13 protein-coding genes and 1 rRNA gene are annotated in these 19,386 nt (G+C 68.9%); 3 read left to right on the forward strand and 11 right to left on the reverse strand.

What is annotated here, in order from left to right; translation table 11 throughout:
* The first annotated feature begins 171 nt into the window (after positions 1-171).
* Positions 172-288 (forward strand): 5S ribosomal RNA (rrf, locus tag E3O46_RS14230).
* A gap of 229 nt (positions 289-517) precedes the next feature.
* Here rrf and E3O46_RS14235 read toward each other — a convergent pair.
* The 5 genes from E3O46_RS14235 to E3O46_RS14255 all read right to left on the reverse strand — a co-directional run bounded on the left by E3O46_RS14235 (position 518) and on the right by E3O46_RS14255 (position 9,179).
* Positions 518-1,159, reverse strand: a complete 642-nt coding sequence (locus tag E3O46_RS14235) for a histidine phosphatase family protein (protein WP_255454098.1) — start codon at positions 1,157-1,159, stop codon at positions 518-520.
* 134 nt (positions 1,160-1,293) lie between these two features.
* Positions 1,294-2,613: a glycosyltransferase 87 family protein gene (locus E3O46_RS14240; protein ID WP_166790701.1), complete on the reverse strand. Its 1,320-nt coding sequence runs from the start codon at positions 2,611-2,613 to the stop codon at positions 1,294-1,296.
* A gap of 137 nt (positions 2,614-2,750) precedes the next feature.
* On the reverse strand, positions 2,751-6,152 hold the full coding sequence (locus tag E3O46_RS14245; protein ID WP_134561933.1) for a DEAD/DEAH box helicase: 3,402 nt from the start codon (positions 6,150-6,152) through the stop codon (positions 2,751-2,753).
* 87 nt (positions 6,153-6,239) lie between these two features.
* Positions 6,240-7,148 carry a universal stress protein gene (locus E3O46_RS14250; protein ID WP_166791086.1) on the reverse strand — a complete coding sequence of 303 codons (909 nt, stop codon included), beginning with the start codon at positions 7,146-7,148 and terminating at the stop codon, positions 6,240-6,242.
* 99 nt (positions 7,149-7,247) lie between these two features.
* Positions 7,248-9,179, reverse strand: a complete 1,932-nt coding sequence (locus E3O46_RS14255) for a primary-amine oxidase (protein ID WP_134446163.1) — start codon at positions 9,177-9,179, stop codon at positions 7,248-7,250.
* Positions 9,180-9,364: 185 nt separating this feature from the next.
* Here E3O46_RS14255 and E3O46_RS14260 point away from each other — a divergent pair, with 185 nt between their 5' ends.
* Both E3O46_RS14260 and E3O46_RS14265 read left to right on the forward strand, forming a co-directional pair.
* The gene (locus E3O46_RS14260) at positions 9,365-11,551 is read left to right on the forward strand and encodes an ATP-dependent Clp protease ATP-binding subunit (protein ID WP_134446164.1); all 2,187 of its coding nucleotides are present in this window, start codon (positions 9,365-9,367) and stop codon (positions 11,549-11,551) included.
* A 139-nt stretch (positions 11,552-11,690) separates the two neighbouring features.
* A complete protein-coding gene (locus E3O46_RS14265; protein WP_134446165.1) occupies positions 11,691-12,737 on the forward strand; it encodes a zinc-dependent alcohol dehydrogenase family protein in 1,047 nt (348 codons plus the stop codon).
* A 112-nt stretch (positions 12,738-12,849) separates the two neighbouring features.
* Here the strand turns inward: E3O46_RS14265 and E3O46_RS14270 are convergent, their stop codons facing one another.
* The 6 genes from E3O46_RS14270 to E3O46_RS14295 all read right to left on the reverse strand — a co-directional run bounded on the left by E3O46_RS14270 (position 12,850) and on the right by E3O46_RS14295 (position 19,378).
* Positions 12,850-13,443 carry a nitroreductase family protein gene (locus E3O46_RS14270; protein WP_134561935.1) on the reverse strand — a complete coding sequence of 198 codons (594 nt, stop codon included), beginning with the start codon at positions 13,441-13,443 and terminating at the stop codon, positions 12,850-12,852.
* A gap of 221 nt (positions 13,444-13,664) precedes the next feature.
* Positions 13,665-15,365 (reverse strand): long-chain-fatty-acid--CoA ligase, encoded by a 1,701-nt coding sequence (locus tag E3O46_RS14275; RefSeq protein ID WP_134560409.1) that lies wholly within the window; start codon positions 15,363-15,365, stop codon positions 13,665-13,667.
* Positions 15,362-16,486 (reverse strand): threonine aldolase family protein, encoded by a 1,125-nt coding sequence (locus E3O46_RS14280; protein ID WP_174774650.1) that lies wholly within the window; start codon positions 16,484-16,486, stop codon positions 15,362-15,364. Before E3O46_RS14280 ends, E3O46_RS14275 begins: the two co-directional genes overlap by 4 nt.
* A gap of 72 nt (positions 16,487-16,558) precedes the next feature.
* Entirely contained in the window at positions 16,559-17,683 is a 1,125-nt protein-coding gene (locus E3O46_RS14285; protein ID WP_241987433.1) for an ABC transporter permease, read from the reverse strand.
* On the reverse strand, positions 17,680-18,564 hold the full coding sequence (locus E3O46_RS14290; RefSeq protein WP_134561936.1) for an ABC transporter ATP-binding protein: 885 nt from the start codon (positions 18,562-18,564) through the stop codon (positions 17,680-17,682). Before E3O46_RS14290 ends, E3O46_RS14285 begins: the two co-directional genes overlap by 4 nt.
* Before the next feature lie 124 nt (positions 18,565-18,688).
* Positions 18,689-19,378, reverse strand: coding sequence for an SDR family NAD(P)-dependent oxidoreductase (locus E3O46_RS14295; protein ID WP_134561937.1), 690 nt, complete (start codon positions 19,376-19,378; stop codon positions 18,689-18,691).
* Positions 19,379-19,386: the final 8 nt, after the last annotated feature.

Genomic DNA, 19,386 nt, shown 5'->3' on the forward strand with positions numbered 1-19,386 from the left:
GGAGCTGACCGGTACTAATAAGCCAATAATTTGATAACACACCAGTTTGAATTAGCTGCAAGCGTCCACTATGTGGTTCTCGACGTACGGTCGAGAACAACCCCGGCATCGCCCTCACAGGCAGTCGGGGTCTATAACTGAAAAATATAGAATCGATCCATCGAAAGATGTTTCGGCGGCTATAGCGAGAGGGAAACGCCCGGTCACATTCCGAACCCGGAAGCTAAGACTCTCAGCGCCGATGGTACTGCAGGGGGGACCCTGTGGGAGAGTAGGACACCGCCGGACTTAACTTAGAAACACCAGAAAAGCCACCCCACGGGGTGGCTTTTCTGCTTTAACCCGCACACTACAANTACAACCACCAGCCAGCCAGCCAGCCAGCCAGCCAGCCGGCCCGCCCTGCACTGGCCCCGCTACGCCCCAGGCACGCCGGGCGCGTAGCGGCGCAACTGGCGCGCAACCCGCGGAGGTCAACGGGAGCGGTCAGCGGGAGCGGTCAGCGGGAGCTCAGGGGTCAGCGGGCGGGGACGGCGTCGAGGGCGTCCAGGTCGTTGTCGAGGTCGTCTGTTGCCGTCAGGACCTCGCCGTTGAGTACCTGGAGCGACCAGTCGGTGTCGTCCAGGCTGGCGACGGTCAGGGCCGCGTTGGTGATGGTGCCGACGAACTCGCCGAGGGCCTTCATCAGGGTCAGGCGGATCAGCGTGCCGTGGGAGACGACGATGATCCGGGCCCCGGGGTGCGCCACGGCGAGCTCACGCAAGGCCTCGAGGCCGCGCGCGGCGACATCCGCTTCGGACTCCGCGCCGATGAAGCCGCCGTTGCCGGTCGGACCGCCATCGATGCGCAGGGCGTCGAGCTCAGGGCCGGCGCTCAGGCCCTCTGCGGGACCGTAGTTGCGTTCCACGATCTCCGGGATGCGGCGGGTCACCGTGAGGCCGAGGCCGTCCGCAATGAGGTCGGCGGTTTCCGCGGCCCGGGACAGGGTCGAGGAAACAATGAAGTCCCAGTCGTAGTCCGCCAGGTGGCCGACCGCCTCGGCGGCCTGCGCGCGCCCGGTGTCGTTCAGCGGGATGTCCGACAGACCCTGGATCCGCATGGCGGCATTCCAGTCGGTCTGGCCGTGGCGGATAAGGGCGAAGGTCGTTGGTGAAGTCACTACTCCATTGTCCCCCGGCCGGGGACCCAACCGGGAATCGCCCAGGCGGCCCGGACCCTGCCCGAACGCCTGCGACGCACGGCAGGGCTACGCCCGGCTCTGGGCGGGTGGAGACTGCGCGGGTTGACGCCGGGTCAGGCGGCGACGCTACGCGAGTTGCTCGCGGCCAGGCGGCGGGAGAGCAGTGCGGGCGAGGTGACGGGAGCCACGACCATGCGCCACAGCGTGACGAGAGACCAGCCGAACATCACGATCAGGAGGCCGTTGCGCGCCGTCAGCAGCACGAGCGCCGACAGGTCGCCGTTGACGAGGGGCATGTAGAACACCGGGAAGATCAGCGTGGTCAGAACGCCGATGGCGACCATCATGTACGCCGGCGCGCGCCAGGCGTGCCAGCTGTGGCTGACTCCGACGATGACGACGGGCGCGAGCCACAGCATGTACTGAGGGGACCCGACCTTGTTGAAGATGATGAAGGCGCCGACGAGCGCGAGCGACCCGACGAGCAGGAGCTGCGAGACGTCGTGGTGACGGCGCAACGCGACCAGCATGAGCGTGACGATCGCCCCCATGGCGATGAACATCAGCGGATTCATCAGGGAGGCGACGAGCGTTGTGCCGGGTCCGCTGACCTCGCGGGTGGCGATCGCGTAGTTCTGGTAGATGAACGTGTTCGGGTGGCCGAGGGCGGCGAGCCAGACCCAGGGGGTCGTGATCGGCGCTTCGAGCTGCATAGCCCGGTCGGACTGCATCGTGACGAAGCCGGTGATGTACTTGAGTCCGCCGAGAGCGAAGACAGTGCCGACGACGCCGGCCGTGACCGCGATGCCCGTGAGGATCACCGTGATGCGACGCCGGGACGCGACAACGACGGCGACAACGACGGCCGCCGGCCAGACCTTCACCCAGGTGGCGATGGTGAGCAGTGCTGTGGCCACGATCGGGCGACGGGCGAGCAGGACGAGACCCATGATCACGAGCGGGGCGGTGAGGCCCTCGAGCCGGAGCAGGCCGACGGGGCTCAGGACGAAGCTGATCACGAGGAAGAACCAGGCGGAACGGTAGCCGCTGATCTTGCGGCCGGCATCCGTGAGCACCATGACGGCCAGGGCGTTCAGCGCGGCCGTCATCAGGAACCACATCAGCTGGTACAACAGCGGACCGCCGAGGCCGGCGAACACGATCGGGAACAGGGCGCCGATCGGGTAGACCCACTCGACGTTGATGCCCATCCAGACGTGGTGCACGAGGCCCTGCTGGGCCCAGGTGCGGTAGAGGGGCAGGTCGCCGAGGACATTGCCGGTCAGGATCGCGGGGAGGAGGGCCAGGAGGAAGACGACGTGGATGGCGATGAAGCCGATCACGAGGGTGCGGGGGGTTTCCAGCCACAGGCGGCGGGCGGGCGTGAGAACGCGTCGGACCCGGTGGTCGACCTGGTCAAGAATGTAGGACATTTCACTCACCTCTGCAGACGGCCAAAAGCCCGGGAGGGCAGACTTCATCCAAATTATAGGTTTGTGCGCTGGGTTGCAAGACAGTTCTGCCCGGTTACCGGCCCTTCCTGCTGAGAGAGCTCACAGACTGATGGCGGTCAGGCGAGCAGTTCGCGGATGTCCGCGGCCGTGAGCGCGGTTCCCCTGGCGCCGTCGGCGGAGAGCACGCTGTCGAAGAGGCGTGCCTTGGTGGCCTTGAGTGCCATGACCTTCTCCTCGATCGTGTTCTTCGCGACGAGCCGGTAGACGAACACATTCTTGGTCTGGCCGATCCGGTGCATCCGGTCGACGGCCTGCGCCTCGGTCGCGGGGTTCCACCAGGGGTCGAGCAGGATGGCGTAGTCGGCCTCGGTCAGGTTGAGCCCGAAGCCTCCGGCCTTGAGGCTGATCAGGAACACCGAATTGGTACCGGTCTTGAACTCGTCGATCACCGCAGCCCGGTTGCGGGTCTTGCCGTCGAGGTAGGAGTAGCTGATGCCGGCGGCTTCGAGCCGGTTGCGGGCCCGGCCGAGGTACTGGGTGAACTGGCTGAAAATGAGGGTGCGGTGCCCGCCGGCGACGATGTCTTCGAGCAGTTCGAGGAGCGCGTCGAGCTTGGTTGAGGGGATCCCGTCGTACTTGGCGTCGTAGAGGCCCGCGTCGAGGCTGAGCTGGCGGAGCATCGTGAGGGAGCGGAAGATCTCGAAACGGTTCGCGTTCAGGTTCTCGATCAGGCCGAGCACCTTCTGCCGTTCCCGCTGCAGGTGGGTGTCGTAGACGGCCCGGTGCCGGGGGTTCAGGGTCAGCTCGAGCACCTGTTCCTGCTTGCTCGGCAGGTCGCCGGCGACCTCCTCCTTGGTGCGGCGCAGCATGAACGGGCGGATGCGGCGGCGGAGCTGGGCGAGCCGTTCGTCGTTCGCGTCCCGCTCGATGGGCTTCTGGTAAAAGTCGGCGAAACGGGTGGGGCTCGGGAACAGGCCGGGCGCGGTGATCGACAGCAGCGACCAGAACTCCATCAGGTTGTTCTCGAGCGGGGTGCCGGTGATCGCGAGCTTGAACGGCGTGTCGAGGCGACGGGCGCACTGGTAGGCCCGGGAGGTGCGGTTCTTCACGAACTGGGCCTCGTCGAGCAGGAGACCCGCCCACGGCACCGCGTTGTACTCGTCGAAGTCCAGGCGGAACAACGTGTACGAGGTGATCACGACATCCGCTTCGGCGTGCAGGGCCGCGATGCCCGTCGCCCGTTTGCGCGAGGTCTCCGTGACGGATGCGACGCGCAGGTCCGGCGCGAATCTCGCGCACTCTGCGGCCCAGTTGGAGACGACGCTCGTGGGCGCGACGACGAGGAACGGGTGCGCGGGAGCGTCCAGGTCGCGTGCGGCCACCGCTCGGCTGATCAGGGCGATCGCCTGCAGGGTCTTGCCGAGTCCCATGTCGTCGGCGAGGATCCCGCCGAGCCGGTGGTCATGAAGGAAGCCGAGCCACTCGAAGCCCGACTGCTGGTAGCTGCGGAGGGTCGCGTGCACGCCGTCCGGCAGGGGGAGTGTCGGTACCCGTTCGACGTCGGTGAGGCCGGCGACGATGTCGCGCCAGCCGGCGGCCTGGCTCGTGACGACGCCGAGTTCCTGCAGTTCCTCCCAGAGATCCGCCTGGAAGGGGCTGATGCCGAGGGAGGTCGCGGATGGTTCCTGCAGGCTGCGGGCCTCCTCGATCAGTCGGCGCAAGGTGTGCAGTTCGGGCCGGTCAAGGCTGAAATAGATGCCGCTGGGCAGGATGAGGATGTCCTGGCCGGTGGCGAGTGCCCGGAACAGCACGTCGAAGGGCACGTCCTCTCCGTCGATCGAGACGGACACCGCGAGATTGAACCAGTCCCGGTCGTCGAGGCGCTCGCTCGTGCCGACGCTGATCACCGGGGCGGTGTCCGCCGCCCGGTAGTCGACCACGACGCCGCTCTGCACGACGACGACGTCGGGGAGTACTTCGAGCCGCGGCACGACCCCCTCGAGGAAGTCGATCATGCCGGCGCCGGTGAGTTCGGAGTGCCCGGACAGCCGGGGCACCCCGCCGCGCCGCGGGGCGAGCTCGGTGAGGGGTGCGAGCAGTTCGTCGACGGAGCGGAGGATCCGTGCCTCGGCGGCGGAGTCCCGGTAGCGGTGCTCTCCCGGAGCCGGCCGCAGTTCGAGGTCGTATTCCCCTGCTGGGGTTTCGGTGCTGGTGCTGGTGCTGGTGGCGGCCGGGCCCGCCTGGTAGCGCCACGCCCAGTTCAGAGCGATGCGCGCATCCGCCTGGTGGCTGATCGTGAGCGTGAGCGCGGGGCGCGGGCTTTCGGGCAGCTCGAACGAGTCGTCGCGGCTCGTGACGAGAGCGCGATCGCGGAGGTACGGGTAGAACTCGGTGAGGAAGTCGGGCTCGTCGTCGGTGGGCACGTCGATCGACTGACCGGTGACGGCGAGGTTGCGCAGCTCCCTGCTGACCTCGACGGCGAGCGGGGCAAGAGTCAGCCGGCCGCCGGTCGGGTCCCCGGCGGGGGCGTCCTGCCAGGTGTAGATGCCGTGCGCCGGGTCGCCGGTGAAACCGAACCGGCCGCCGGGCAGCCGGCGCTCGTCGAGCACGACCGTGGGGGTGAGGGCGAGACCGGCCATTGTGCGGCGGATGTCGAGCTCGAGTGATGCCGGACGCTCGTTGATGTGGACGGGATCCTGGGCGCCCGAGGTGGAGATGAGCGGGATGCCGGCGGCCGTCGCCTCCTCGAGCAGGCCCCAGAGCGCCCGGTCCGGGAAGTCGTCGAGCTGGATCCACTGCGTCGCCGAGCCGTAGTACGGGCGTCCGGCGAGGTGCAGGGCATAGATCGCGGAAAGCACCCGCCGCTGGGCGCGCTGCGCGGTGCCCGCGGTCTGGGCGATGTTGTCCCAGGTCAGGGCACCGCGGATCCAGCGGCCCTGCTTGCCCAGCAGCATCGGCCGGGCGGCGAGATGCCGTCCGCCGGACTGGAAACGGGAGTTGACCGGGGCGAGCACCTGGAACTGCAACGCGAGTTCTGTCCCGGTCTGCGTGGCCGCTTCACCGGGGGTGGGCAGGCCGCCGAGCGCGCTGCGCCAGCGCGGAACCGTCGGCGTCGGCGGCGCCGCGGGGACGCGCGGAGACTGGAGTGCATACAACGCCGGCGGCGCGGACCGCCTGCGGAAGCGGTCGACGTCGCCCTCGTCGACCTCGATCGAGCCCGGGTTGCCGCCGTTCCGGCTGGTGACGAGCAGGGCGGCGACATGCTTGCAGTTGGTTCGCATCGGGCAGGTGCAGAGCCCGGTCGCGCGCACCGCGACCCCGGCAGGATTCAGGATGAACGAAATGGTCACCGTGTACGGCGTGCGTCCGGTGCCCCGGACCTTTCCGATGAGCCTGGTGCCCGAGTCGTCCCAGACTTCGGACAGGACGTGGCCGTTGCGCGCATAACGTTCACCGCGCGAAAAGGCCTGGCTTCCGACGAGGAGGGCGATCTCGTGTGAGCTGAGAGAGTGAGCCATAAGGGGGAAGAGGGTTCCTTAGAAGGTCGAACCCCATTCTCCCACGGTGTGGCCGGCAGCGGAGGCGGCGGCGGCCTCCGCTGCCGCTCAGCGGGCGAGGCGGGCGGCGGCGCCGGTGGGGACGACGACGAGCGGCACCGGAAGGGCGTTGAGCATCCGGTGGGCGGTGATGCCGAGGAAGATCGTGGTCGGCTGGGCGAGGCGGCTCGAACCGACGAAGGCGACTTCGTCCGTTCGCCACTCGATGGCCTCCACCGCGGACTCCACGTTCTCGCCGACGGCGACCTCGGTCGTGATGGCGCCCGGAGCAGACGATCGCGTCGAGTAATACTCGAGCACCGATTCGAGATGCGCCGTGCTCTCCGCGGTCCGGGCCGCCTCGACAGCGGGCGTCGACTCGCCGTGCTGGGCGCGCCGGGAGTCGACCTCGACGAGGGTGAGGAAGCGCACGTCAACGCTGAGGCCCTCCGTGAACGCCAGCAGCGAATCGAGGAGAGTCGACCAGCCGGGCCGGGTTCCGATCGCGCAGGTGATCCGGGAGATCTGCGCCGGGGCGAGGTACCCGTGCGGCGCGAGGGCGACGGGTACGGGCGAGGCGTGCAGGAGGGCGTTTGCGACACTGCCGATCGTGTAGCGACCGCGGATGCCGTGGCGTGAGGCTCCGACGACGATCCGGTCGGAGTCGAATTCCGTGACGGCCCTCAGCAGCCCGTCGGAGGTCGCATCCGCCCAGATCAGGTGCGTCGTGGCCACGATGTCGGCCGGCACTCTCGCCGCGGCGCCGGCGAGCCACTCGAGGCCCTGCTGTTCGAGGAGTGCCTCGAAGTCGGAGCCGGAGGCGCGCAGCCGGGAGGGCGCGATAGTGGAGTGCGGCAGCACGAGGCACAGCCGCAGCTCGGCTCCGGTCAGCCGGGCGAGGGCGACCCCGAGTTCGATGGCATCATTGCCGCGATCGGTCGCTTCGTAGGCGACGACGTAGCTCGCTGTCCTGGTCACGCTGGATCTCCCTGGGTTCTCGGTGAAATGTCGGTGGGGCTGGTTTGTGCGCTTCGTGGCCGGTGCTGCTCGGTGCTGCTCGGTGCTGCTCAACGCTGGTCAGTGCTGGTCGTGATGCTCATGTCCGTGCGCGTGTCCTGCGGCACCCGGCTGCACGTCGAGGGAGGGGTTGCGGTCGAAGAAGCCGACCGGCTTGAGCCAGAATGACACGGTGTCGGCCGGCATGACGGGCCACTCCTCCGGGCGGGTGATGTGGTGGATGCCGAAGACGTACCAGAGCACGATGTCGGTGTTCCGCACCGGCCGCCCGGCGCGGGTCCACTCGGGCAGGCCGTGGTCGACCGCGCTCTGGTTGACGAACTCGCCGCAGGGCCAGCGCTGCGTCTCGTCTCCGGGGGTGACCCACACCGTGTGCCCGATCACCTGGGCGCGCTGGAACACCGGCGAGGAGGGGTCGAAGAACGAGGGAATGGCGCCGCCCGGAACGAGCTTGTACGACACCGGGGTGCCGAGCCCGTTCAACGTCGCCTCGTTCACGACCTTCCAGCTGCGTTGGGTGGCCCAGTCATAGTCGTCGAAGCCCTCGGTCTCGATCGGCGTGTTCCGCTGGGTGAGGGCGAGGCCGAGCGGATTCGCTTCGTCGATCGGCTCGACGCGCGTCTCGGAGCGGAACACCGTGTTCTCGGTCCCGTCGATGTCGAGGTCCATCCGGGCGACGATGAAGTGCTGGTGGAAGGGGGCGTATGTGCGGGTGTCCACAAGGGTGCCGTTCGGATGCGGGTGGCCCGCGTCGAGGCTCGTGACGACCATGATCCCGGTCGCGCGCACCTCGCACTCCATATTGCCGTCCTGGTAGAAGCGCCAGTAGACGAGGTATTCGTAGTTCGCGACGGTGACGTGGAAGGAGACGACGAGGCGACGCATCCGCCGTACCTCCGATCCGCCATCGTGGTCGACGTGCTTCCAGAGCACGGCGTTGTCCTCTTCGTGGATGCAGATGGCGTTGGGAATCGAGTACGGTTCGCCGGCGCTGTTGTGCAGCACGGCGTCGAGGTAGCGGATCTCGCCGAGGCAATCGCAGCCCAGTTCGAGTGAGGTCGTCATGAAGCCCAGGCCCCACTCGCCGATATCGAAAGCCGTGCGACGGAAATGATCGACGCTCGGATCCCGGTAGGGCACGACCATTTCGGCGAAGGAGAGCCGGTTGGCGATCGGGCGGACGCGCTCGCCGTCCCGGTAGCTCACCTCGTGCAGCGTCATGCCCTCCCGGTAGTTGAAGCCGACCCGGAGCGACCAGTTCTGCCACTCGACCCGGTGGCCGGTGACGGTGAAGCTCGGCCCCTCTGCCTGCACGATGTCGAGCGGCCTCAGCGGAGGCCGCCGGCTCAGGTCGCGGATGCGAGGAGGGATGAGATGCGGCACGTATTCGCCCATCACGGCCGGGCGGTCGACCGCGAACGAGTCCTCGACGTCGAGGAGTTCCATCGTGTTGACGTCGATCACGAAGTGCAGTCCGCTCACCGGTCCGGCATAGGGGTTGGCGCCCGCCTCCGCGCGCACCCAGACGTCGGACCAGCCGATCCTCCTGCCCCGGAATCGCTCAGGGATGACGGCGTCACCGTATGTCCAGGTGTCGATGAAGACGTTGTCGAGATCGGTGATGTCCCGGCTGGCGAGGGCGGCGACGACGTCAGGGTGCGCGCGGAGAGCCGCATCCGCTTCGTCCCACTCGTCGACCGTGAAGTTGGCCTGCACGCCCGGCACCGTGGTCCAGTCGAGCAGGGCGTCTGCGCTGAGGGAGACGACCGCCACCCAGGTGCTGTTCTCGGCCCGGTTCAGCACGACGAGCCGGGCGAGGCGCTCGGGCACCGCACCGGCACGATCGAAGGCGGACCTGGCGTGCCGGCCCGGCTCGACGAGTTCGATCGAGGCGAAGCGCCAGCCCGGTCCGACACCGCGCTCGCGGCCGACGATGGCAGCGGCCGCGGTGAACTCGTCGGCCGTCAGCGGGTCGAGGGGATGGAAGGTCATCGGGGCTCCTCATCATCGAAGGCGTGTCTCGGCGGCGCTGTCGCCTGCCGCCGTTTGCGGTCATTATGGCACCGGTACCGCCGGACGCGAGTGCTGGCGCCGAGCGTCGCCAGCCTCTAAACTTGAGTCGACGCGACTCAGCTTTGTTTGTCGGCGGGCTGTCGCACGAGAGAGAGGAACTTCCCATGCAAGCAGGCCAGCAGCCGCCCCAGGAAGAGGCGAAGTCTGCGCTCGAGAAGTACGGCGTGAACCTCACCGAGATCGCGAAGAGCGGCAAGCTCGACCCCGTGATCGGGCGGGACGCCGAGATTCGCCGCGTGAGCCAGGTGCTCACCCGCCGCACCAAGAACAACCCGGTGCTGATCGGCGAACCCGGTGTCGGGAAGACCGCCGTTGTCGAGGGTCTCGCCCAGCGGATCGTGGCCGGCGACGTGGCCGACTCGCTCAAGGGCAAGCAGCTCGTGGCGCTCGACCTCGCCGCCCTCGTGGCCGGGGCGAAGTACCGCGGCGAGTTCGAGGAGCGGCTGAAGGCCGTGCTCAAGGAGATCAACGACGCCGAGGGTCAGATCATCACCTTCGTCGACGAACTGCACACCCTGATGGGTGCGGGCGGCGGGGAGGGCTCTGTCGCGGCATCCAACATGCTCAAGCCGATGCTCGCCCGCGGCGAACTGCGCCTGATCGGAGCGACGACGCTCAACGAATACCGCGAGTTCATCGAGAAGGACGCCGCCCTCGAGCGGCGCTTCCAGCCGGTGCTCGTCGACGAGCCGAGCGTGGAGGACACGGTCGCGATCCTGCGCGGCCTCAAGGAGCGCTACGAGGCGCACCACAAGGTGTCGATCGCGGATGCCGCTCTCGTCGCGGCCGCGTCCCTCTCGAACCGGTACATCACCGCCCGGCAGCTGCCGGACAAGGCCATCGACCTGATCGACGAGGCCGCGAGCCGGCTGCGGATGGAGATCGATTCCGCCCCCGTCGAGATCGACGAGCTGCGCCGCAGCGTCGACCGACTCAAGCTCGAGGAGCTGGCCCTCAAGAAGGAGAAGGACGACGCCTCCCGCCAGCGGCTCGAGAAGCTGCGGGCCGACCTGCTCGAACGTGAGGACACCCTGAAGGGGCTGCAGGCCCGGTGGGACAAGGAACGCGCCTCGCTCAACCGGGTCGGCGAGCTCAAGACCCGACTCGACACCGCGCGGAGTGAATCGGAGCGGGCCCAGCGCGAGGGCAACCTCGAACGCGCCTCCCGGCTGCTCTACGGCGACATCCCCGTGATGGAACGCGAACTCGCCGCCGCCGAGCAGGCAGAGTCCGACGGACCGCGGATGGTCAACGACCAGGTCACCGCGGAGGACATCGCCGCCGTCGTCGCGATGTGGACGGGTATTCCCGTCGGTCGCCTGCTCCAGGGCGAGACCGAGAAGCTGCTCAACCTCGAGGGCGAGCTCGCGCACCGGCTGATCGGCCAGAAGCGCGCCGTGCGCGCGGTCGCAGACGCGGTGCGCCGCAGCCGGGCCGGCATCTCCGACCCCGACCGGCCGACCGGCTCGTTCCTGTTCCTCGGACCGACAGGCGTGGGCAAGACCGAGCTCGCCAAGGCGCTCGCCGAGTTCCTCTTCGACGACGAGAAGGCCATGATCCGCATCGACATGAGCGAGTACGGCGAGAAGTTCTCGGTGTCCCGCCTGGTCGGGGCGCCTCCCGGCTACGTCGGCTACGAGCAGGGCGGGCAGCTCACCGAGGCGGTGCGCCGGCGCCCGTATTCGGTGATCCTGTTCGACGAGGTCGAGAAGGCGCATCCCGAGATCTTCGACGTGCTGCTGCAGGTGCTCGACGACGGGCGCCTCACCGACGGCCAGGGCCGCACCGTCGACTTCCGCAACACCATCCTCGTGCTGACGTCGAACCTCGGCTCGGCGTTCCTGATCGACCCGACGCTCAGCACCGAGCAAAAGGAGGAAGCCGTGCAGCTGCTCGTGCGGCAGACCTTCAAGCCGGAATTCGTGAACCGGCTCGACGACATCGTCGTCTTCCAGTCGCTGTCGATGGAGGACCTCGGCCAGATCGTGGAGCTCATGATCGACCGGCTCGAGAAGCGCCTCGTGGAGCGCCGCCTCGAACTGGCCGTGACGCCGCGGGCGCGCACCTGGCTCTCCGAACGCGGCTACGACCCGATGTACGGCGCCCGCCCACTGCGGCGGCTCATGCAGACCGAGATCGACGACCGGCTCGCGACCGCGATCCTCTCCGGCAAGGTGCGGGACGGTGACACCGTGCTCGTGGACCTCGCGGCCGATGGCGACTCCCTCACGGTCGCGCCTGCGCCCGCTGTGCCGGTGCCGCCGCATCCGCTCGACGAGGCCGACCTCTAGAGCGCCGGCCCGTATCATCGCGAGAGCGGGTGAGGCGTCGTTTTCGCACCCTGAAACCGACGATTCACCCGCTTTCGCGGTCAGCGGAACGGGGGCTGGGCGACGGCGTGCCGGCGAGGTCGGGAACTAGGCTCGGAGCATGCGTGCAACTGTGATCTATGGCGAGCGGGACATCCGCCTCGAAGAAGTACCCGACCCGATTCTCTCGACCGGCGGTGACGCGATCGTGCGCGTCGTCGCAGCCTGCGTGTGCGGCTCCGACCTGTGGCCGTACCGCGGCGTGCAGCCGACCAAGGAGCCGCACCGGATCGGCCACGAATTCGTCGGCGTTGTCGAGGAGATCGGCGCAGACGTCACCACGATCAAGGTCGGCGACTTCGTCATCGCGCCGTTCTACGACTGCGACAACACGTGTATCAACTGCCGGAACGGCGTGAGCACCTCCTGCCTGCACGGCGGCTGGTGGGGTGCTGACGACCGGCTCGGCGGCTTCGCCGACGGCGCCCAGGGCGAGCGCGTCCGCGTGCCGCACGCGGACGGTTCCCTCGTCGCGACACCGTCCCAGCCGACGGATGCCCAGATCCCGGGCCTGCTGACCCTCGCAGATGTGATGGGCACCGGGCACCACGCCGCGGTCTCCGCGGGAGTGACCCCGGGCAGCACCGTCGTCGTCGTGGGTGACGGCGCCGTGGGCCTGTGTGCGATCCTCGCCGCGAAGCGCCTCGGGGCCTCACGGATCGTCGCCATGTCCCGGCACGCCTCGCGGCAGGTCGTCGCGCGCGAATTCGGCGCGACTGACATCGTCGAGGAGCGTGGCGCCGAGGGCGTCGCGAAGATCCACGAGATGTTCGACGGCATCGGCGCGGACTTCGTGCTCGAGTGCGTCGGAACCAAGGAATCGATGGAGCAAGCTGTCGCATCGGCCCGACCCGGCGGAATGGTCGGTTACGTGGGCGTGCCCACCGGTGGCCCGATTGCCATGCAGCCCCTCTTCGGCCGCAATGTCGGGATCAACGGCGGCGTCGCATCCGTGCGCGGCTACATCGAGGAACTGCTGCCGGAGGTGCTCTCCGGGGCGATCAACCCGGGCCGTGTCTTCGACCTGGAGCTGCCGCTCGCCGACGTCGCCGAGGCGTACGCCGCGATGGACGAGCGCCGCGCGATCAAGGTCCTCCTCCGCCCCTAACCCGCCCGGAACCCGCCGCTCGCAGCCTTCCTGGCCGCGAGAGTACGAAAAAGGCCCCCTCACTTCGCGTGAAGGGGCCTTTTTCGTACTCTCGCGGGGGAAGCGGGGTGGGTCAGTCGTTGGCGAGCAGGAGCTCGGTGAGGGGCTTGCGGGTGCGCGGCGCGATCTCACGGGCGTAGAGCTCGGGGGAGAGGGCGTCGACGTCACCGAGGACACCGAGGACGGTCACCGAGACGACGGCGAGGTCGGACGTGAGGCCGAAGGCCTCGGCGATCGCCGCGCCGTCGATGCCGCCGAGCTGGTGGGTGTACAGCCCCTCTTCCTGGGCCTGGATGGTGAGGTGCGCGACCGCCTGGCCGAGGTCGTAGCGGGCCCACGGGTTCTCGCGGGTCTCGTCGATCGGCAGATGCGCGATGTTCACGATGAGCACGGACGCGGCATCCGCCCAGGACTTGTTGAAGCCCATCAGGCCCTCGTATACCTTGGCGAAGCTCGCGGTGCCGCGGCGCGCGACGATGAAGCGGGCCGGCTGGATGTTGCTCGCGGACGGGGCCCAGCGGGCGGCCTCGAGAAGCGTGGTGAGAGTCGTCTCGTCGATGACCGCGGTCGGGTCGAAGCCGCGCGGGCTCCATCGTCCGGAGAGCGCGGGGAGAAGGGGCGACGTCGTGTCGGCGGCGCGGCTGAGGGGGTCGGTGATGAGGGTCATGTGCCCGTCTTTCGTCTGGAGCGTGTGGGTGTCCGGGGCAACGTTGACCCGCTCTCTTCAACGCGCGCGCGCCGCGTCGTTATTCCATGCACACGCATACTGCGCGGCCGTGTGTCGCTTTGTGTCGCGAAAGCGGGTGAATCGTCGGTCTCAGCGCGGGATAACGACGATTCACCCGCTTTCGCGGGTTGGGCCGGGCCGGGTGGCGGGTGGGGCGGGCGTTAGGCGGGGGTGGCGGCGATGAGGTTGTCCCGCACCTGGCGGCGCAGCACCTTGCCCATCATCGAGCGGGGGAGCTCCTCGACCTCGACGATGCGCCGCGGCACCTTGTACGCCGAGAGCCGGGTGCGGCAGTACTCACGCAGGGCGTCGACGTCGAGCGCGGCGCCGTCGGTGAGCACGATCGCGGCGACGACGTCCTCGCCGCCGTTCTTGCTCGCGATGCCCACGACGGCGGCGTCGGCGACGTCGGGGTGTGAGAGCAGAGCGGCTTCGACCTCGGACGGCGACACGTTGAACCCGCCCGTGATGATGAGTTCCTTGATGCGGTCGACGATGGTGACGAAGCCGTCGGCGGAGACGCGCACGATGTCGCCGGTGCGGAGCCAGCCGCCCTCGAGGAGCACCTTGGCGGTCTCGCTCGGCTGGTCCCAGTAACCGGAGAAGACCTGCGGGCCGCGGACGAGCAACTCGCCCTCTTCCTCGACACCGCGGTCGATCGACGGGTCCTTCGGGTCGACGACGCGGATCTCTGTGCTCGGGAACGGCACTCCAACGGTACCTGGGCGGCGGCTCGGGCCGATCGGGTTTCCGACGGCGATCGGCGAGGCCTCGGTCATGCCGTACCCCTCGACGAGGAGCCCGCCGGTGGCGGACTCCCAGCGTTCGACGATCGAGACGGGCAGGCTCATCGCGCCAGAGATCGAGAAGCGGATGCTCCGCAGGCTCACGTTCCGTTTCTCGGCAGCGGTGACCAGCCGGTCGTAGATCGGCGGGACCGCGGGAAGGAAGGTCGGCGGAGTGTGCTTCGCGGCGTCCAGCAGCAGGTTCTCATCGAACTTCGGGAACAGTACGAGCCGGGCCCCTGTCGCCATCGCGAAGGTGAGGCAGAGGGTGAGGCCGTAGGCGTGGAACATCGGCAGGACGGCGTAGAAGACCTCCTGGCCGGGGGTGAGACCGGGCACCCACGCCTCGCCCTGGAGCGCGTTGGCCCGCAGGTTCGAGTGGGTGAGGATCGCGCCCTTCGGGGTGCCGGTCGTGCCGCTGGTGTACTGCAGAACCGCGGTGTCGCCGAGGGCCGGTCGCGGGTGGTTGTGGCGGAGCTTGCGGGCGCGCACGAGGGAGGACCACTCGATGGCGTCCTTCGGCAGCTCGGAGACGGTGAGTGCGTCTCGCGAGGACCGGGCCTGCTTGATCGGCAACCGCAGGGCGATGCGCTTGACCAGCGGCATCGCATCCGTGAGGTCGACGGCGACGACGGTGCGGAGTCCCAGGTCGGCCGGGAAGTCGCGCACGGTCGCGTAGACCTTGTCCCAGACGATCGCGACCCGGGCGCCGTGGTCTTCGAACTGGTGCCGCAGCTCGCGCTCGGTGTAGAGCGGGTTGTGCTCGACGACGATCGCGCCGAGGCGCAGCACGGCGTAGAACGCGACCACGTGCTGGGGGCAGTTGGGCAGCACGAGAGCGACCCGGTCGCCGGGCTTCACGCCGAGGCGCATCAGCCCGTTCGCAACGCGCGAGATCTGCTCCCCGAGCTGGGTGTAGCTCGTGGTGCCGCCGAAGAAGTCGAGCGCGATCGCGTCGGCGTAGAGCCGGCAGGAGGCCTCGATCATGCCGACGAGGGTGTCGGAGGGGGCCGGGATGGTGTTCGGCACCCCGGGGGCGTACGAGCCGAGCCAGGGCTTGTTGGCGAAGGCGTTCATCGTTCGGCCGGTTCGGGGGTTTGCACGGTGTCCCGGTCGCTCGCGAGCGCGCGAGCCGACCCGAGTTCGACCTTGAGGGCGGCGACGAAGGCGTCGATGTCGGCCTCCTCGGTGTCGAAGCCGCACATCCAGCGCACCTCGCCGGTCGCCGGGTTCCAGTCGTAGAAACGGAACGCCTCCCGCAGGCTGTCGGCGACGCCGGGCGGCAGCACCGCGAACACGGCATTGGACTGGGTGGGCTGGCTGAAGGAGACGCCTGTGATCGAGCCGTCCGCGATGCCGTCGTCGAGGGCGGTTCGCAGTTTCGTGGCCATGGCGTTCGCGTGGCCGGCGTTCCGGAGCCAGAGGTCGCCGTCGAGCAGCGCGATCAGCTGTGCCGAGATGAACCGCATCTTCGAGGCGAGCTGCATGTTGAGCTTGCGCAGGTAGACCAGGCCGGCGGATGCCTCGGGGTTGAGCACGACGATGCACTCGCCGTACATCATCCCGTTCTTGGTGCCGCCGAAGCTCAGCACGTCGACGCCGGCGTCGCGCGTGAACGCGCGGAACGGGACGCCGAGCGCCGCGGCCGCATTGGAGAGGCGGGCGCCGTCCATGTGCAGGGTCATGCCGTTCGCGTGCGCGTGGTCGGCGATGGCCCGCACCTCCTCGATGCTGTACGCGGTGCCGAGCTCGGTGGTCTGGGTGATCGAGACGACGAGCGGCTGGGCGCGGTGCTCGTCGCCCCAGCCCCAGGCCTGCTGGTCGATCAGCGCGGGGGTGAGCTTGCCGTCGGGGGTGTCGATGGTGAGGAGCTTGATGCCGGCGACCTTCTCGGGGGCGCCGCCCTCATCCGAGTTGATGTGCGCGGTCGAGGCGCAGATGACGGCGCCCCAGCGCGGCAGCATCGACTGCAGGCCGACCACGTTCGCGCCGGTTCCGTTGAAGACGGGGAAGGCCTCTGTGCCCTCGCCGAAGTGCCGCGCGAACACCTCCTGGAGGCGCTCGGTGTACACGTCTTCGCCATAGGAGATCTGGTGGGCGCCGTTGGCCCTGCCGATCGCCTCGAGGATCTCGGGGTGCACCCCGGAGTAGTTGTCCGAGGCGAAACCGCGCGAGGAAAGGTCATGGAGTTGAGTCACCCCTCCATCCTTGCGCATCCGGCTCCGCCGCCACTGTGAGATGTGCTCGCGGACCGGCGCCCGCGCATCCGCTCAGCCCCGGAGCGCCTCGCGGAAGGTGACCCGTGCCCCCATCCGGAGGAGAGAATTCGCGTAGATGCGGGAGCCGATCAGGATCACGAGGGCGGTCGAGGCGAGCAGGATCGCGAGCGAGAGCAGCGGCTCCCACCAGGCGGCGGTGCCGAGGAAGATCCGCATGGGCATTCCGACGGGTGCCGAGAACGGAATATAGGACATGATCGCGAGCACGGTGGGGTTGTCGTTGAACAGGATCACCAGGAAATAGGGAATCATCACGAGGACGAGCACCGGCGAGGTCGCCGAGCCGACGTCCTCCTGCCGGGACACCATCGACGCCGTCGCCGCGAACAGCGAGGCGAGCATCACGAACCCGAACGCGAAGAACACCGCGAACCAGACGAGCGACGGGCCGATGTCGCCGAGCAGGGCGTGCTGGCCGGTCACCGCCATGCCGATAGAGACGAGCAGGCCGATCGCGACGATCTGCCCAAAGGCCATGATGCTGTTGCCGACGACCTTGCCGGCGAGGAGCGCCCGCACCGGGATGGTCGTCATCAGGATCTCGACGACGCGGGTCTGCTTCTCCTCGACGACGCTCTGCGCGATCGTGGAGCCGAAGGTGATCGCCGACATGAAGAAGACGAGCCCGAAACCGATCGCGACGAGGTAGACGAGGCCCTCGCCCTGTTTCGATGGTTCCAGAAGGGTCACCTCCGGGCGGAGGCTGAGGACGCCGATGACCTCGAGCGGGGTCGCGGAGAGGGCGATCACCCGCAGGGGCAGCGGATAGCCGGCCTGCGATTCCGCCGGCACGATCGCGGCGGTCACCGTGCCCGCCCGCACGAGGGCCTCGGCGGCGGCGACATCGTCGGCCTCGACGGCGGCCAGCGTGCCGGCCTGGCGCACGACCTGCGCGGCGGCGGACCCGACCACCGCGACCTTGGGCAGGGTCTGGTTCTGGCTCGCGATGCCGCCGGCCACGACGGACCCGATCGAGACGAGCAGAAGGATGCCCGTGGAGATCAGGAAGGCCTTGCTGCGGAGCCGGGCCACGATCTCCCGGGTCGCCACGAGCCAGACGCTCTGCCGAAGCGTCGGCACCGGATACCGGTCGGCCGTTCCCGATGGAGTGCTCACTGCACGACCTCCTTGAAGATGGAGGCCAGGCTCGGGCGTTGCCGGCTGAAAGCGAGGACCGGGCCGCGCTCGAGGGCGAGGCGGAGGACGGCCTGGCTCGCGGCATCCGTCTGGGCCTCGAAGACAGCGAAACCGCCGCTCACCTCGAGGACGTCGACGCCGGGCACCGTGCGGACCCAGCCGGCGTCGTCACCCGTGCGGATCTCGAAGCGCGGGCTGCTGTGCCGCTCGCGAAGTTCCTCGCGGGGGCCGTTCGCGCGGATCTCGCCGCCGGCGATGATGACGAGGTCGTCGCAGAGGCGTTCGACGATGTCGAGCTGGTGCGAGGAGAACAGCACGGGGACACCGCGAGCGGCATAACTGCCGAGCACGCCCATCACGACCTCGACCGCGAGCGGGTCGAGTCCGGAGAACGGTTCGTCGAGGACGAGGAACTCGGGGTCGTGCACGAGGGCCGCCGCGATCTGCGCACGCTGCTGGTTGCCGAGGGAGAGCGATTCGACAAGGTCGCCGCTGCGCTCGCCGAGGCCCAGGCGCTCGAGCAGCTCTGCGGCGTTGCGCCGGGCGGATGCCGGGGGCAGCCCGTGCAGGCGGGCCAGATAGACGAGCTGCTCGCCGATCTTCATCTTGGGGTACAGCCCGCGTTCCTCGGGCATGTAACCGAAGCGGCGGCGGTCATCCGCGGTCAGCGGAACCCCGCCCTGCCGGACGTCGCCGGAGTCGGACGACAGCACGCCGAGGATGATCCGCATCGCGGTCGTCTTGCCTGCGCCGTTCGCGCCGACGAAGCCGGTCAGTCGGCCGTCGGCGATGTCGAAGCTCACGTCGGTCAGCACCTGCCGGGTGCCGAACCGCTTACTGACGTGCTCGATCGAGAGCATGCCCCTCCTCCGTATGCTTGCCCACGCTAGCGCGCCTCTCCGCTACCTGTCGCCGGTTCGGACAATAGTGGCCGTGACACCGGCCGCAGTCGTCCGCAGCGGCAACACCTGTCGGGTGGCGCGGTCAGCCGAGGGGGATGTGCGTGTTGTTGACGGATGCCGCCGGCACGTCCCAGAGGGAGACGACCCGTTCGGCGAGCTCGGGTTCGAGGCCGTCAAGGGCGCGGACCACGAAGACCGCGGTCGCGGCGGTCTGGCCGCTCGGTGGGGCCGCCTTCGCGAAGCCGTGGCCGACGGCGCGGGTCCACGTTTCCGCCGCCGACTTCGCCGCGGCGTAGTTCGCACCGCCGGGGGCCGGCACTTCCACCGAGACAGACGAGACGATGGCGAGGCGACCGGTCGGCGACGCGAGCAGGTCGGCGTTGAAGGCGCGGCTCGTGTTGCGGAGCGTGGTCACGATATTCCGGTGCAGGAATGCCCAGTCCTCGTCCGACTGGCCGGCGAGGCCGCCGCCGCCGCGCCAGCCGCCGACGAGGTGAATGAGCCCGTCGATCATGCCGTGGTCTGCATGGACGCGTTCGGCGAGGTCGGTGACGGCGGCGAAGTCGGCGAGATCGCAGGCATAGGGGAAGGAGCCGGGCACGCTCCCGACGAGTGCATCGAGGCGTTGCCGGTTCGACCCGACGACGATCACGCGGGCGCCCGCAGCCGCGAGCGCCGCGGAAACGGCCAGCCCGGCGGCACTCGTCGCACCGGCGACGAGCACGGTGCGGCCGGCGACGAACCTGCGGGCGGCATCCGCTGCTTCGGTCATCGTCGGCC

Source organism: Cryobacterium glucosi (assembly GCF_004402235.1).
GTDB lineage: Bacteria > Actinomycetota > Actinomycetes > Actinomycetales > Microbacteriaceae > Cryobacterium > Cryobacterium glucosi.

Coding starts and splice junctions, on each gene's coding strand:
- E3O46_RS14240 (WP_166790701.1), bottom strand. CDS start 2,613: ATGTCCTACATTCTTGACCAGGTCGACCACCGGGTCCGACGCGTTCTC.
- E3O46_RS14245 (WP_134561933.1), bottom strand. CDS start 6,152: ATGGCTCACTCTCTCAGCTCACACGAGATCGCCCTCCTCGTCGGAAGC.
- E3O46_RS14255 (WP_134446163.1), bottom strand. CDS start 9,179: ATGACCTTCCATCCCCTCGACCCGCTGACGGCCGACGAGTTCACCGCG.
- E3O46_RS14260 (WP_134446164.1), top strand. CDS start 9,365: ATGCAAGCAGGCCAGCAGCCGCCCCAGGAAGAGGCGAAGTCTGCGCTC.
- E3O46_RS14265 (WP_134446165.1), top strand. CDS start 11,691: ATGCGTGCAACTGTGATCTATGGCGAGCGGGACATCCGCCTCGAAGAA.
- E3O46_RS14270 (WP_134561935.1), bottom strand. CDS start 13,443: ATGACCCTCATCACCGACCCCCTCAGCCGCGCCGCCGACACGACGTCG.
- E3O46_RS14275 (WP_134560409.1), bottom strand. CDS start 15,365: ATGAACGCCTTCGCCAACAAGCCCTGGCTCGGCTCGTACGCCCCCGGG.
- E3O46_RS14290 (WP_134561936.1), bottom strand. CDS start 18,564: ATGCTCTCGATCGAGCACGTCAGTAAGCGGTTCGGCACCCGGCAGGTG.
- E3O46_RS14295 (WP_134561937.1), bottom strand. CDS start 19,378: ATGACCGAAGCAGCGGATGCCGCCCGCAGGTTCGTCGCCGGCCGCACC.